Origin of the sequence: Xanthobacter dioxanivorans, from assembly GCF_016807805.1 — a bacterium.
Classification (GTDB): domain Bacteria; phylum Pseudomonadota; class Alphaproteobacteria; order Rhizobiales; family Xanthobacteraceae; genus Xanthobacter; species Xanthobacter dioxanivorans.
Map to the genome: position 1 here is coordinate 4,669,346 of NZ_CP063362.1, position 14,201 is coordinate 4,683,546.

The 14,201-nt window shown below is 67.8% G+C and carries 16 protein-coding genes; 8 read left to right on the top strand and 8 right to left on the bottom strand.

Annotated elements, in window-relative coordinates:
* Nucleotides 1-9: 9 nt before the first annotated feature.
* The 3 genes from EZH22_RS21825 to EZH22_RS21835 are packed head-to-tail and all read right to left on the bottom strand — an operon-like array spanning nt 10 to nt 2,355.
* The gene (locus tag EZH22_RS21825; protein ID WP_203192524.1) at nt 10-771 is read right to left on the bottom strand and encodes an amino acid ABC transporter ATP-binding protein; all 762 of its coding nucleotides are present in this window, start codon (nt 769-771) and stop codon (nt 10-12) included.
* Between the two features lie 28 nt (nt 772-799).
* Nucleotides 800-1,480: an amino acid ABC transporter permease gene (locus EZH22_RS21830; protein WP_203192525.1), complete on the bottom strand. Its 681-nt coding sequence runs from the start codon at nt 1,478-1,480 to the stop codon at nt 800-802.
* 11 nt (nt 1,481-1,491) lie between these two features.
* Complete coding sequence (locus tag EZH22_RS21835; protein WP_203192526.1) at nt 1,492-2,355, bottom strand: ABC transporter substrate-binding protein; 864 nt, start codon at nt 2,353-2,355, stop codon at nt 1,492-1,494.
* 691 nt (nt 2,356-3,046) lie between these two features.
* On the opposite strand from EZH22_RS21835, the gene EZH22_RS21840 reads away from it, so the two are divergent.
* Together EZH22_RS21840 and EZH22_RS21845 are read left to right on the top strand one after the other, a co-directional pair.
* The gene (locus EZH22_RS21840) at nt 3,047-3,550 is read left to right on the top strand and encodes a DUF2380 domain-containing protein (RefSeq protein ID WP_203192527.1); all 504 of its coding nucleotides are present in this window, start codon (nt 3,047-3,049) and stop codon (nt 3,548-3,550) included.
* Between the two features lie 18 nt (nt 3,551-3,568).
* The gene (locus EZH22_RS21845; protein ID WP_203192528.1) at nt 3,569-4,090 is read left to right on the top strand and encodes a DUF3280 domain-containing protein; all 522 of its coding nucleotides are present in this window, start codon (nt 3,569-3,571) and stop codon (nt 4,088-4,090) included.
* An 88-nt stretch (nt 4,091-4,178) separates the two neighbouring features.
* Here EZH22_RS21845 and EZH22_RS21850 read toward each other — a convergent pair whose 3' ends face one another.
* From EZH22_RS21850 to EZH22_RS21870, 5 genes are all read right to left on the bottom strand, one after another.
* Nucleotides 4,179-4,880 carry an ABC transporter ATP-binding protein gene (locus EZH22_RS21850; protein WP_203192529.1) on the bottom strand — a complete coding sequence of 234 codons (702 nt, stop codon included), beginning with the start codon at nt 4,878-4,880 and terminating at the stop codon, nt 4,179-4,181.
* Nucleotides 4,867-5,652, bottom strand: coding sequence for an ABC transporter ATP-binding protein (locus EZH22_RS21855; RefSeq protein ID WP_203192530.1), 786 nt, complete (start codon nt 5,650-5,652; stop codon nt 4,867-4,869). Before EZH22_RS21855 ends, EZH22_RS21850 begins: the two co-directional genes overlap by 14 nt.
* Nucleotides 5,649-6,605: a branched-chain amino acid ABC transporter permease gene (locus tag EZH22_RS21860; RefSeq protein WP_203196688.1), complete on the bottom strand. Its 957-nt coding sequence runs from the start codon at nt 6,603-6,605 to the stop codon at nt 5,649-5,651. The genes EZH22_RS21855 and EZH22_RS21860 overlap by 4 nt, the downstream gene beginning before the upstream one ends.
* A gap of 2 nt (nt 6,606-6,607) precedes the next feature.
* Nucleotides 6,608-7,480: a branched-chain amino acid ABC transporter permease gene (locus tag EZH22_RS21865; RefSeq protein WP_203192531.1), complete on the bottom strand. Its 873-nt coding sequence runs from the start codon at nt 7,478-7,480 to the stop codon at nt 6,608-6,610.
* A gap of 208 nt (nt 7,481-7,688) precedes the next feature.
* Nucleotides 7,689-8,822 carry an ABC transporter substrate-binding protein gene (locus EZH22_RS21870; protein ID WP_203192532.1) on the bottom strand — a complete coding sequence of 378 codons (1,134 nt, stop codon included), beginning with the start codon at nt 8,820-8,822 and terminating at the stop codon, nt 7,689-7,691.
* Between the two features lie 386 nt (nt 8,823-9,208).
* Between EZH22_RS21870 and EZH22_RS21875 the strand changes: the two genes are divergently transcribed.
* From EZH22_RS21875 to EZH22_RS21900, 6 genes are read left to right on the top strand one after another with little or no spacing between them, the layout of a single operon-like run.
* Nucleotides 9,209-10,486: an aromatic ring-hydroxylating oxygenase subunit alpha gene (locus tag EZH22_RS21875; RefSeq protein WP_203192533.1), complete on the top strand. Its 1,278-nt coding sequence runs from the start codon at nt 9,209-9,211 to the stop codon at nt 10,484-10,486.
* A complete protein-coding gene (locus tag EZH22_RS21880; protein WP_203192534.1) occupies nt 10,486-11,019 on the top strand; it encodes an aromatic-ring-hydroxylating dioxygenase subunit beta in 534 nt (177 codons plus the stop codon). The genes EZH22_RS21875 and EZH22_RS21880 overlap by 1 nt, the downstream gene beginning before the upstream one ends.
* Before the next feature lie 10 nt (nt 11,020-11,029).
* Nucleotides 11,030-11,887, top strand: coding sequence for an enoyl-CoA hydratase/isomerase family protein (locus EZH22_RS21885; protein WP_231711095.1), 858 nt, complete (start codon nt 11,030-11,032; stop codon nt 11,885-11,887).
* Nucleotides 11,884-12,627, top strand: coding sequence for an SDR family NAD(P)-dependent oxidoreductase (locus EZH22_RS21890; RefSeq protein ID WP_203192535.1), 744 nt, complete (start codon nt 11,884-11,886; stop codon nt 12,625-12,627). Before EZH22_RS21885 ends, EZH22_RS21890 begins: the two co-directional genes overlap by 4 nt.
* A 46-nt stretch (nt 12,628-12,673) precedes the next feature.
* Nucleotides 12,674-12,994, top strand: coding sequence for a 2Fe-2S iron-sulfur cluster-binding protein (locus EZH22_RS21895; protein WP_203192536.1), 321 nt, complete (start codon nt 12,674-12,676; stop codon nt 12,992-12,994).
* A gap of 37 nt (nt 12,995-13,031) precedes the next feature.
* Nucleotides 13,032-14,174: a CaiB/BaiF CoA transferase family protein gene (locus EZH22_RS21900; protein ID WP_203192537.1), complete on the top strand. Its 1,143-nt coding sequence runs from the start codon at nt 13,032-13,034 to the stop codon at nt 14,172-14,174.
* Nucleotides 14,175-14,201: the final 27 nt, after the last annotated feature.

Below are 14,201 nucleotides of genomic sequence, written 5' to 3' on the forward strand. Positions count from 1 at the left end.
GCCAGGCCATCAATGGATGATCTGGCTGAGGAAGAGCTTTGCCCGCTCCGACTTCGGATTGCCGAAGAACGCCTCGGGCTTCTCGATCTCCATGATCTGCCCCTCGTTCATGAAGATCACGCGATCGGAAACTTCCCGAGCGAATCCCATCTCGTGCGTGACGCACATCATGGTCATTCCCTCCTGGGCCAGGGACTTCATGGTTTCCAGAACTTCCTTCACCATCTCGGGGTCGAGGGCGGAGGTGGGTTCGTCGAACAGCATGACCTTCGGATTCATCGCCAGCGCCCGCGCGATGGCGACGCGCTGCTGCTGACCACCGGACAACTGGCTCGGAAATTTGCGCGCCTGGTCCTCCACGCGCACCTTCTGCAGGAGGGCCATGGCCAACGCCTCGGCCTCCTTGCGCGGCATTTTCAGCGTACTCATGGGGGCGAGCACGCAATTCTCCAGGATGGTCATGTGGGGGAACAGGTTGAAGTTCTGGAAGACCATGCCGGTTTCGCGCCGGACCTTGTCCACGTTGGCCTTCGTCATCTCGATGCCGTTGACGTAGATCAGCCCGTCATCGTGCTTCTCAGTGCCGTTGACGCAGCGGATAAGCGTGGATTTGCCGGAGCCGGAGGGTCCGCAGATCACCACGGTCTCGCCCTTCTTCACCGTGAGATCGACCTCGCGCAGCGCGGTGAAATCACCGAACCGCTTGTAGACGGCCTCCATGCGCACCGCCCATTCACCGGCCCGCCCGGCGGATGGAGTGACAGTTTTCATCGCAGCCGGAGTCTCCCTTGAGGGCATGTCAGCGGCCTCCCTTCTTGATGGAACGGCCGAAATGCTTCTCCAGCGGGCGCTGGATCAGATCCCAGAGCGTCGTGAGCACGAGATAGTAGACGGCGGCCGCCGCATAGACTTCCAGCGTCAGGAACTGCTCCTGCATCAGCATTTCGGAGCGCCGCATGAGCTCTTCCACCGAAATCACCGAGGCGAGCGACGTCGCCTTGAGGAGGCCATTGATGGAATTTCCGAGCGGCGGGATCATGAGGCGGAAGGCCTGAGGCAGGATCACGCGCCAGAAGGCGGTGCCCCGGCCGAGGCTCAGCGCCCAGGCCGCCTCCCGCTGGCCCACGGGAACCGACAGGAAGCCCGAGCGGATGATCTCCGCCAAGTAAGCGGCTTCATGCAGCACGAGCCCGAGAAGGGCCGATTCCACGGCGCCGAGCTTGATGCCGAGCTGCGGCAGGCCGGTGTAGATCACCACCAGTTGGACCAGAAGCGGCGTGCCCCGGAACAGCCAGATGTAGAAGCCGGCGATCCAGTTGAGAGGCCGTGCATCCGCCACCTTCAGGAGGGCGATGCCCATGCCGAGCACCAGCCCCCCGATCACCCCGGCAACCGTCAGCGCGACGGTGACACCAACGCCACCGATGAGAAACCAGTTGCTTAGGTATCCAATGAAGGCATCGACGTTGAAATAATGCATGGAGCGTTGCTTTACTGCGGACCTGGGCCGACGATGGCGACCACTTGGCCGGCGGGGAGGCCGCGGAGGCCGAACTTGTCGAACAATTTCTTGTAGGTTCCGTCTTCCTGCATGGACGCGAGGGCTTTCACCACCGCTTCCGCCACCGCCTTGTTGCGGAAGGCCATGGACATGCGGTTCTCGCCGAGGCCGGTAACGCTCTCGCGCACCCGGCCTTTCTCTACGAGGGTGTGGGCGACGCTGTCGATCAGAAGGGCACTGTCCACCTGGCCGGCCAGAAGTGCGCCGGTGACGTCGGTGGCGGTCTTGAAGGCACGTATGGTGATGGGTTTGGCGCCCTCTGCGACCAGCTTCTCGCTGTAGGTCGTCAGCCATTTTTCCTGATAGCTGTTGGTTTCGACGCCGACCGCGCTGCCGGCCAGATCTGCCGCCGATTTGACAACTACATTCTTGTCCGAAGCCACAACGACGGACAGGCTCTGCACGCCATAGGGCACCATGAAGAGGATCTTGGAGCGCTCCTCGTTCCAGAACATGCCGGTGTTCATGCCGTCGATCCGGCCGGCCTTCACCGCCGGAATCATGCCTGGAAAGTCCATGCGGACAAGGGTGACGGGCGTGCAGATCCGGGGCGCGATCTCGTTCGCCAGCTCCACATTGAGGCCTTTCAGCGTGCCGTCGGAATCGACATATTGCTGGGGCGGATTGGTGGGATTGATGGAGAGTTGCACGCTGCCCGGCGTCACCAGATCCGCGGCCTTGATTTCGGCCACGCAGGCGGCCGCAGCCTGAAGCGCGCTTGCGCCCAGGACGGCCAATGCCAGGACCGGGCCCAGCGTCTTGGTCGCGATGAACGTGCTCAATATCTTGGTCATTGCGTGCGGTCCGTCCGTCCGGGGAGGCGGCCCGCTTTGGGCCGACCCTGCGATCTGGCTCAAGCGAACGGCCAACAGTTCTGACTGGCCTGACCACAATCGCCCGCAGCCCGCCGCTTAAGCAAGATCATTTTTTCGGCACAAATTGCCCGGAAATCAGCCGAAGGCGGGGGCTACCCTCGAGGGTTGCAGGGTGAGGGTCGTTTCCTCCGCGGCGGCGCGGCTCCGCCCTGGTCAGACTGGCAAGGTCTGGACAGACCGGAAACCCCTCTGCGTCCGGCCCACGCTGCCCACAAGGCACCGATAGCCGGGCCAATGAGCCCGTTGCGGCGCCGTCTGCGTCAGCGGCGCGCCTGCGGGTGCTTCGGCTGGCTGTTTCACCGCACCAAGGGTGGCCTCGTCGCCGGTACCCTGTTCGTGCTGCCCGGTCGGTGGTGTTTACCGCAGGCGGCCGGTGAGTTCTTTTCTCGACATGGCGCCGTGACGAACGGGGTCGCAAATGCTGGGTCGATTTTATCGAGCGCCTTGGCTGAGCCGGCTTTCCAAAACGCGCCATGACGACAGACACTTCGACATCCGCACGATTATTGCGTCTATTCCGGGACACTTTCCCGCCGCGGCTCGGGGCGGATTCGCTTTCGCGGCGGCCGGCGGCGCGGCATCCTCTGGGCGCAACTGTGGAGCCCGTGGCATGCACCGCCTTCTCCTTCCCCTTGTCGCAGCCGGCCTCGTCGCCGCCGCGCCCGGCGCCCGGTCCGCCGAAGCCGGGCAGGGTCGCGCCATCGCGCTGATCGACTTCCATTATCTCGACACTTCGGGCGAGCCGCGCGACCAGACGGCGGAGCATCGGACCCGGCTCGAGGTGTTCATGTCGGGGCTGGCACGCGACGTCTCGGCGGGGGAGCGGTTCCGTCTCGTCAGCCCGCGCTGCACGCCGAAGCCCTGCACGCTGGTGGGCAGCCCCATGCCGGAGCTGGTTGCCGCGGCGCGCAACGCGGGGGCGGACCTGCTCCTGGTCGGCGGCATCCATAAGATGAGCACGCTGGTGCAATGGGCGAAGGTGGAGGTCGTCGATCTCAGGACCGGGCGCGTCGTGTTCGAGAAGCTGTACACCTTCCGCGGCGACAGCGACGAGGCGTGGCGCCGCGCCGAGACCTTCATCGCCGGCCAGGTCCTCGCCCTTCCCCCCTCCTGACCCGGAAGGCACAGCAAGATGATGCCTCACGCAACACGGACTTTGGTCGCCTTCGCCGCGCTGGCCGTGGCGATCGGCCCCGTCGCGGTCGCCGCCGGTCCCGTCCCGGCGCGGATCGCCGTGTTCGCCTTCGAGCTGGATGACTTCAGCGCTGGCGCCGGCATCGCCGGCGACCCGGCGTCCGACCGCCGCTATCTCGACGAGGCGACGCGCGAGGCCCTGAAGCTCATCGGCGAGAGCGGGCGTTACGTGCTGGTGGATACCGCCCCGGCCGGCGACGACGACGTGCGCGAGCGCACGCTCTACCGCTGCCACGGCTGCGAGGCCCCCATCGCGCTGCGGCTCGGGGCGGACCTTTCCTTTCTCGGCGTCATCACGCGCATCAGCCGGACCGACTATGCCGTGCGCTTCGAGATCCGCGACGCGCGCACCGGCGACCTCGTCCGCCTGCGGCAGAGCGACCTACGGATCGGCGCCGACTATGCCTGGAGCCGCGGCGCGCGTGCCCTGATCCGGCAAGGGCTGCTGGACGCCAGATGACATTCGGGGTGGCACGCGGCTCGCCGCCGACGCCCCCCTCCTCCACCGGCATCCGGCCGGGTGGCCCGCGCGACGGCATCGGCTCGCTTCAGATCCCCAGGTAAGCCGCGCGGATGAGCGGGTCGGCGATCAGGTTCGCCGCGCTGCCGTCCATGGTGATGCGACCGGTTTCCATGACGTAGCCGCGATCGGCGATGGACAGGGCGCCAAATGCGTTCTGCTCCACCAGCAGCACCGCGACATCCAGGGCCTTCAAGCTCTTCACCACGTCGAAGATCTGCGCCACGAGGATGGGCGCGAGCCCCATGGACGGCTCGTCCAGCAGCAGGCATGCGGGACGGCCCATCAGCGCGCGGGCGATCGCCAGCATCTGCTGCTGGCCGCCGGAGAGGCCGCCGGCGAGCTGGTTCCGCTTTTCCCTCAGCACCGGAAACATGACGAAGGCATCGGCCATGTCCCGCTCCACCCGCTCGTCGGAGAAGATGAAGGCGCCGAGGCGCAGGTTCTCCTCCACGCTGAGGTTGGTGAAGATCTGCCGGCCTTCGGGGGACTGGGCGAGCCCACGCTGCACCCGCCGGTAGGCCGGGACGGCGGTGAGGGATTCGCCGCGGAAGGTGATGGCGCCGCCGCACACCGGCTGGACGCCGGAGAGGCAGCGCAGGAGCGTCGTCTTGCCCGCCCCGTTGGCGCCGACCACGGTGACGATCTCGCCCGAGCCGACGGACAGATCGACGCCGTGGAGCACCTCGATGCGGCCGTAGCGCGACCGCAAGCCCTCAACCGTGAGCATCTGCCGCCTCCTTGGCCGCGGTGCCGAGATAGGCCTCGATCACCCTGGGATCCCGGCTGACCGCCGCCGGCGCGCCCTCGGCGATCTTCTCGCCGTGATCGAGCACGACGACGCAATTGGACAGCCGCATCACCAGCTTCATGTCGTGCTCGACCAGAAGGATGGCGACGCCTTCGGCCGCCACCTCGCAGATCAGGCGGTCGATCTCCTCCGTCTCGACGGCATTGCAGCCCGCCGCAGGCTCGTCGAGCAGAAGCACCCGTGGCCGTGCGGCCAGCGCGCGCGCGATCTCCAGCCGCTTCAGCGCGCCATAGGACAGCGCGCCCGATTCGCGCTCCGCCGCGCGGGACAGGCCGACCCGCTCCAGGAGCTCCCGCGCCCCCACTTCCGCCGCGCGGGAGCGCCGCCGCGCGGCCGGAAGTCCCAGCAAATCCGACAGCACCGCTCCGCGCTCGTGCAGGTGAAAGCCGACGATGACGTTCTCGAGCACGCTCATCTGCTGGAAGATCTGCAGGTTCTGGAACGTGCGCGAAAGGCCCCGCGTGGCGAGCAGGTCCGGGCGCAGTCCGGTCACGTCCTCGCCGTCCAGCATCACCTTGCCGGTTCTTGGCAGGTAGATGCCGGAGATCATGTTGAACAGCGTGGTCTTGCCCGCGCCGTTCGGTCCGATGACCGAGACGATCTGGCCGACGTTCAGGGTGAACGAGACATCGCTCACCGCCTTGACGCCGCCGAAGGAGATGCCGAGCCCCTGGACTTCGAGCAGGGTCATTCTCCCCTCCCCCGCATGAGACGTCGCGCGCTCGGAAGCAGCCCGGATGGCAGAAAGATCATCACCAGCATCATCACCAGGCCGAGCACCACGTGCTCGTAGTCCTGGAGCACCGTGAGCACCTGCGGCAGCATGGTGAGCAGCGCCGCGCCGAAGATGGCACCGAGCACGGAGCCCGCCCCGCCCAGCACGGCCATGGTCACGAGCTCGATGGAGTGCATGTAGCCGGCCACGTCCGGCGTGATCAGCCGGTTCTGCAGCGCCAGCAGCGAGCCGGACACCGAGGCATAGACCGCCGAGATGACGAAGGCGTTCAGCTTGGCGCGGGCCACGTCCACGCCCACCGTGCGCGCGGCGACTTCCGAGCCGTGCAGCGCGCGCAGCGCCCGCCCCGTGGCGCTGTCGTGCAGGTTGAGCGCCAGCCACGCGCCGATGACCAGGAACAGGCCGGTGAACCCGTACCAGAATTGCGGGGTGGTCAGCTCGATGCCAAGGGTGCCGAGCCACCCGCGCAGCCCGAGGTCCGGCACCTTGATGCCGTCCGGCCCGCCGGTGATCGCCCCCTCGTTGGACAGCACCATGGCCACGAGCACGCCGAAGCCCAGGCTGGCCACCGCGAGATAATAGCCCTTGAGGCGCAGGATGGGCCGGCCGACCAGCCAGGCGGTCACGCCCGAAAGCCCCGCGCCGAGCACCACGGCAAGCCCCGGCGGCACGCCGAGATGCACCGGCAGCAGCGCGCAGGCATAGGCGCCGATCCCCACGAAGCCGGCATGGCCGAGGCTGATCTGCCCGGCATAGCCGGTGAGAACGACAATCCCCACCACCGCGATGGCGTTCACGAACACCAGCGAGCCGACCCGGTAATAATAGCTGGAGGGGAAGAAGAAGGGGCTGGCGATGATCAGGAACGCCAGCACGAGGAGCGTGGATTGCTTCGCCGAAAGCCGCATGGTCACACGCGCTCCGTCGGGTTGCTGCCGTAAAGGCCACGCGGGAACGCGAACAGCACGGCGAGGATGACGAAGAAGGCCACCGCGTCCTTGTAGTGGGAGCTCACATAGCCGGCGGTGAGCGCTTCCAGGAGGCCCAGCAGAAACCCGCCGGCGAGGGCGCCCTTGGGGTTGCCCATGCCGCCCAGCATGGCCGCCGCGAAGCCCTTCAGCGCCAGCGCGATCCCCGCCTCGAAGCTGGTGGGCATGATGGGGGTGATGAGCACCCCCGCCAGCGCGCCGATGCCGGCGGACAGGGCGAAGGACAGGGTCATCACGAACTTGGTGTTGATGCCCACGAGTTGCGCCGCCAGCCGGTTGTTGGAGGTGGCCAGCACCGCGCGCCCGGTCAGCGTCCGGGTGAAGAACAGCCAGAGACCGAGGAAGATGGCCACGGCGCCGGCCACCACCCACAGGCTCTGCGGCAAGATGGCGGCGCCGAACAGGCGCAGCGGCGTGTCGCCCGAGAAGGCGGGCAGGCGGTGCAGGCCCTTGTCGAACACGATCTGCGTCACGCCACGGATGAAGATGGAGGCGCCGATGGTGATGATGATCAGCGACACCACCGGAGCGCCGCGCGCCGGCTCGATGGCGAGCTCGTTGAGCGCGACGCCCACCGCCGCCGTCACCACGATGGCGATGAGCGCGGCCAACGGCAGCGGCAGCCCGGCGGCGACGCCGGCCACCGAGATCATGCCGCCGAGCATGACGAACTCACCCTGGGCGAAGTTCACCACGTCGGACGCGTTGTAGATGATGGTGAAGCCCAGGGCGACGAGCGCGTAGACCGCGCCGACCGTCACTCCGGACACCAGGAACTGCAGAAGATCAGACATGGTTCGTTCGGTCCCCGCCGGCGGGTCGGTTCGAGGCGGCATCCGCCCCGGCTGAAGCCAGCCGAAGGACGAGTGCCGCCGCATGCTGCGTGGAAGGAGCGCGCGCCGGACCTGCGCCACCGGGCCCGGCGGGCCGCCCGCGAGGAGCCTCCGCCGGGTCGTGGGGCAAAGGAACCGGGCTTCGGGAAAGGCCGTCGGATCGCCCGGCCTACTTCACCAGCTTCCAGCCGCCGTTGCTGATCTCAAGGATGCGGAAGGCGGAAAGGTCGAGGCCGAGATGGTCGGTCTTCGAGTAGTTGTAGGTGCCGGTGGTGCCGACAAGGCCGGTCGTCCCCTCGATGGCGTCGCGGATCGCGGCGGGCTTGCTGGAGCCGGCGCGGGCGATGGCTTCGGTGAGGATGCGCATGGCATCGTGGGCATAGCCGCCGAAGGTGGAGACGGGGGCGCCCGCCGCCTTCTCGAAGCTCGCCTTGTAGGCCAGCACCACCGGCTTCTGCGGGTCCTTCGGATCGAGCAGCTCGCCCACCAGCAGCGCGGTGCCAGGCAGCCTCACCCCTTCCGCGGTCTTGGCTCCGGCAAGCTCGATGAAGGCGTTCGAGGCGACCCCGTGCGACTGGTAGAGCGGGATGGTGATGCCGAGCTGTGCATAATTGCGGGTGATGGTGGCCGGCCCCTGGCCGAAGCCGGAATTCAGCACCGCCTGGATGCCCGGCTTGCTGCGGATGTTCGTCAGCTGCGGGGTCATGTCCGCGTCCTTCGGCCCGTAGGTCTCGTCGGCGACAATCTCGATCCCGGACGTCCTGGCCACGGCGAGGCACTGCGCCCGCATGGAGGCGCCGAAGCCGTCCGTCCCCGAGATGAGGCCCACCTTGGTGAGGCCGCGGTTCTTCATGTCCTCGAAGATCTTCAGGCACGCCATCCGGTCGGTGTGCGGCGTCTTGAAGACGTAGGGCTTCACCGGGTCGATGATCTCGATGGCGCCGGCCAGCGAGATGAAGGGCACCTTGCTCTCCTCGGCCACGGCAAGAATGGCCATGGAGGTGCCGGTGGTGGTGCCGCCGAGGATGGCGACGACGCCGTCGTCCTCCACCAGCCGGGTGGCGAACGTCTTGGCCTTGTTCGGGTCGCCGCCGTCGTCATAGAGCACGAGCCTGGCCTTCTCGCCCTTGATGCCGCCCTTGGCATTGAGCTCATCCACCATCAGCCGCAGCGTCCTGGCCTCCGGGTCGCCGAGCGAGGAGGCCGGACCGGTTTCCGAGACGACCGCGCCGATCTTGATGTCGGCACTGGCGGCGCTGGCCATCATCGCCAGCGCGACGAGGCCTGTCAGACACGTTTTCATGTTTCGCTCCCCAGGCAATTTCGGTGATGCATCCGAGCTGCCGGCGCACGCACGCCGCCCGAGGAGGCGGCCCGCGAAGGGAAGCGAGGGAGCATCACGCTTGTCCGATCTTTTTTCGTCAGATCGTTCGATCTTTTTAATCCAGATCAAATCGCATTGCCATCAAAATTTCTCGCCGCCCTCCGCAACGTCAGGATGCCGGTGTTTAAAGGCCTGATCAGGCCTTCCCCCCCCAGATCGGCGGCGGGAGCGGGACATTGCCATCGTCGATTTTCAGCGACGATCCCACCGGCGCGCCGCTTGACACGCCTGGCAGACCTGTTGATATTTAGATCGATCGTTCGACTAATTTATCAACATGCGATGAAACGCAGGGGTGGAGCGCCATGCCACAAGCAGCAGTATCCCAGGAAGCCGGATTCCGCGATTATCGCGCCCTGATCGAGCCGGCGCGTGTCAACAGCCGCCTCTACTACGACCCCGACATCTTCCAGGAAGAGCTGGAGAAGATCTGGTACCGCACCTGGGTCTATGTGGGCCACACCAGCGAGATCCCGAACAAGAACGACTACGTCACCAAGTCGATCGGCCCCATGCCGGTGCTGCTGGTGCGGGACAAGGACGGCGAGGTCCGCCTCCTGCTCAACAAGTGCCCGCACCGCGGCAACCAGCTCTGCGCCTACAAGCAGGGCAACCGGACGAGCTTTACCTGCCCCTACCATTCCTGGACCTTCAGCAATACCGGCGACCTCATGGGCTACGCCTTGCCGGAGGGCTATGAGGGGCAGGACAAGAAGGGCCTCAACCTCGGCAAGGTGCCGCGCATCGCCATCTATCGCGGCTTCGTCTTCGGCTCCATGGCGCACGAAGGTCCGTCGCTGGAGGAGCATCTCGGCGGCGCCAAAGCGGCCCTCGACCAGTTGCTCGACAACTCGCCCACCGGCGAGCTGGACCTGACCGCGGGCTTCCTGCAGCACCGCACCAAGGCCAACTGGAAGTTCATGCTGGAGAACGAGACCGACGGCTACCATCCCGGCTTCGTGCACGGCTCCGTCTTCCAGGTGACGAACAGCGGCATCGGCAATCTCTACGGCGCGCAATCCCTGGCGCTGACGCGCGATTACGGCAACGGCCACACCGAGTTCGACCTGCGGCCCGAGTGGCGCCGCCTCGACAAGCCCCTGGAATGGTTCGGCACCAGCGAGGCGCGCCTGCCCGACTATGTGCAGGCGATGAACGCCGCCTACGGCGCCGAGCGCGCCCGGCAGATCATGATCGACGGCTCGCCGCACGTCATGATCTTCCCGAACCTCTTCATCGCCGAGATCCAGATGTTCGTGCTGCAGCCGGTGGCGGTGGACGAGACCATCCAGCATGTGACGGCGCTGCAGTTCAAGGGCGCGCCGGACATCAACCGCCGCCTGCGCCAGCAGACCATGGGATCGGTCGGGCCGGCGGGATTCCTGCTCGCCGACGACACCGAGATGTACGAGCGCAATCATCGCGGTGCGAAGATCCCTGATCCCGAGTGGCTGACGCTGACGCGCGGCCTGCATCGCGAGCGGCGCGACGAGAACGGCTTCCGCATCGCCCATTCCACCGACGAGACGCCGCAGCGCGGCATCTGGCGCCACTACCTCAACCTGATGACGCAGGCCCGCTGATGACCGCCCTCGCCAAGACCTTCACGCAGGCATCCGCGCCCGACCTCGCCGCCCTGGATCCGGTGCTGCTGCAGCATCAGGTGGCGCAATTCCTCTACATGGAGGCCCGCCTCCAGGACACCCACGCCTATGACGCGTGGGAGGCGCTGTGGACCGACGACGCCATCTACTGGATCCCGGCCAACGGCGACGACATCGATCCCGACAGGCAGATGTCGGTGCTCTACGACAACCGCTCGCGCATCGGCGTGCGGATCGCGCAGCTCAAGACCGGCCGGCGCCACACCCAGACCCCGCGCTCGGAGCTGGCCCGCGTGGTCGCGAACATCGAGGTGACGGAGGTCCTCGGCAACGAGGTCGGCGTGCGCGCCAACGTCGTCATCTACGAGGACAACCTGCGGGGCGAGACGGTCTGGGCCGCCCGCAACGAATACCGGCTGCGGATGGTCGACGGGACCTTCCGGCTGGTCCGCAAGAAGGTCGCGCTCGTGAACAACGAGAAGCCCATCTACACCCTGTCTTTCCTGGTTTGAGGGGCCGTCCATGACACACAGCACGGCACCTGGCACTACGGTAGAGGCCGGCAAATCCGAGCCGGCCAGCCCCGAGATCTGGATGGGCGAAGGGCCCGTCCTCCTCGCATACGCCGACGGGATCGCAACCCTCACGCTGAACCGACCGAATGCGGCTAACGGCATGAACATCGAGCTGATGCAGGCGCTCTACAAGGCGCTCATGCTGTGCCACCGGGCGCCCGGGCTGCGAGTGGTGCATCTGCGGGGGGCCGGCGCCAATTTCTGCGCCGGCGGCGACGTCCGTGAATTCGCCTCCAAGGGCGAGGCCCTCGGCGACTTCCTGCGCGAGGTCACGGCCTACCTGCAGGTGGCCATCGGGGCGCTGATCCGCCTCAAGGCCGTCGTCGTGACCGAGGTCCACGGCTATGCGGCCGGCGGCGGCGGACTCGGCCTCGTCTGCGCCTCCGACATCGTCATCGCCGGCGAGGGCGCCCGCTTCCTGGCCGGCGCCACGCGGGTGGGCATGGCGCCGGATGCGGGGTCTTCCGTGATCCTGCCCCACCTCGTGGGCTTCCGACGGGCGGCGGAGATCATGCTGTCCAACCGCATCGTGGAGGCGGCCGAGGCGCAGCAGATCGGGCTGATCACGAAATGCGTGCCGGATTCTGTCCTTGAGGATGAAGCGCGCAAGGCCGCGCGCTTCTACGCCAGCGGCGCCCCCCTCGCCCTCGCGGCCACCAAGCGCCTCTTGTGGAACGCGCTGAACGTGGAGCCCGCCCTGCCCGAGGAGGCGCGCACCGTGTCCGAGCTGTCGTTCACCGCCGATTCCCGCGAGGGCCTCGCGGCGGTGATCGAGAAGCGCAAGCCGGTGTTCAACGGCCGATGAACACGGGCGGAGCGGCGAGCGGGCGACGCGCCCTCGTCACCGGCGGGGGCGCCGGCATCGGCGCCGCTACCGTCCGCCGCTTGGTCGCGGACGGGCTGGCGGTGGCCTTCTGCGACCTCGACGTGGCGGCGGGCGCGGCCTTGTCGGCCCAGACCGGGGCGGTCTTCGTCCACATGGACGGCACGGACGCGGTGGCCGGCGCGGCCTTGTTCGCCGCGCACGGCCCGTTCGACGTGCTGGTGAACAACATCGGCGCAGACCAGCATGCCTTCTTCACCGACACCACAGCCGCCGACTGGCGCTTCCTGCTCTCGGTCAATCTGGAGACGGCCTTCCTGTTCACCGGCCTCGCGCTGCCGGGCATGCAGGCGGCCCGCTACGGGCGGATCGTGAACGTCGCCTCGGAAGCGGGGCGGCTGGGATCGAAGGGAGGGTCGGTCTACGCCGCCGCCAAGGCCGGCCTGATCGGCTTCACCCGTTCCATCGCCCGCGAGAACGCCCGGTACAACATCACGGCGAACGCCGTCGCCCCGGGGCCCATCCGCACGCCCATGGTGGAGCGGGCGGTGGCGGAGGTGGGCGAAAGGCTCGCAGCCGACATGGCCGCTTTGACGCTGATGCGCCGCATCGGCGAGCCGGAGGAAGTGGCCGCAGCGGTCGCCTTCCTCGGCTCGGAGGGGGCGTCCTTCATCACCGGCGAAGTCCTCGGCGTGTCCGGCGGCATGGGCTGCGGCGCCTGAGCGAGCGCCGGCCGCGACAAAACCAATCAGCAAAAGGGGGGCAGCGATGACCCAAATCGTCTTCATCACGTCCGACAGCCGGCGTATCGAGATCGACGCGCAGGACGGGCTGAGCGTCATGGAGTGCGCGCGCCGCGCCAACGTGCCCGGCATCGTGGCCGAATGCGGCGGCGCCTGCTCCTGCGCCACCTGCCATGTCTATATCGACGCGCCCTGGAGCGGCATCGTCGGCGAGGCGGCCGGCATGGAGCGCGACATGCTCGAATTCGCCGAGAGCGTGCGCGAGACCTCGCGCCTCTCCTGCCAGGTGAAGGTGGCGCCGGACCTCGACGGGCTCACCGTGCATCTCCCCGACGGCCAGGCCTGACCAGCAACCCGATGCCGGGACGAATTTGGAGAGGGACATGCCGGGGCCGTTGCAGGGACTTCGCATCGTGGAAATGGTCGGCCTCGGGCCGGCGCCGTTCGCCGCCATGATGCTGGCGGATGCGGGCGCCGAGGTGATCCGCATCCACCCGAAGGGCCAGCGCCCGGAAATCCCGCTGCTGAACACCCGCTTCGACGTGCTGGCGCGCGGCCGCCGCTCCATCGCCCTGGACCTGAAGGTCGAGGGAGAAAGGGCGGTGATGCTGGATCTCATCGGCCGCGCGGACGGCCTTGTCGAAGGGTTCCGGCCGGGAACGATGGAACGGCTCGGCCTCGGGCCCGAGGTGTGCCACGCGCGCAATCCGCGCCTTGTCTACGGCCGCATGACCGGCTGGGGCCAGACCGGACCGCTGGCTGACACCGCCGGGCACGATCTGAACTATCTCGGCGCCACCGGGGCTCTCAACGCCATCGGCCCGGCGGGCGTGCCCCCGCCCGTGCCCCTCAACCTCGTCGCGGATTTCGGCGGCGGCGGCATGCTGATGGCATTCGGCCTTGTCGCGGCGCTGTTCCACGCGCGCGCCACCGGGCAGGGCCAGGTGGTGGACGCGGCCATGACCGACGGCGCCTCGCTGCTGTCCGCCATGTTCTGGGGCTTCCGTGCCGGCGGCGCGTGGGGCGACGGGCGGGAGGCGAACCTGCTGGACGGCGGCGCCTATTTCTACGCGACCTATGCCTGCGCGGACGGCAGGTTCCTCGCCGTCGCCGCGGTGGAACGGAAGTTTCACCAGATCCTGCTGGACCGGCTGGGCCTCGACGCCGGCGAATTCACCCACATGGCCGACCCCTCCGCCTGGGGCCGGCTGCGCGCCCGCCTCGCCGACCTCTTCCGCCAGCAGCCCCGCGACCACTGGGCCGCCCTGTTCGCGGGGACGGACGCCTGCGTCACTCCCGTCCTCGACTGGGCCGAGGCGGCCGGGCACGCTCAGGCGCAAGCGCGCACGGCCTTCGTGACGGTGGACGGCGTGATGCAGCCCGCCCCTGCCCCGCGCTTCAGCGCCACCGCCTCCACCGTCGCCCACGGCCCCGCCGCCGCCGGCGCCCACACGCGGGAGATTCTCGCGGACTGGGGCGTCCTGGCGGCCGGTATGGAGGAGCCCATGGGCTCCGGCACACTTTAAGGGACACGACGATGCCGGCCTCCCTCG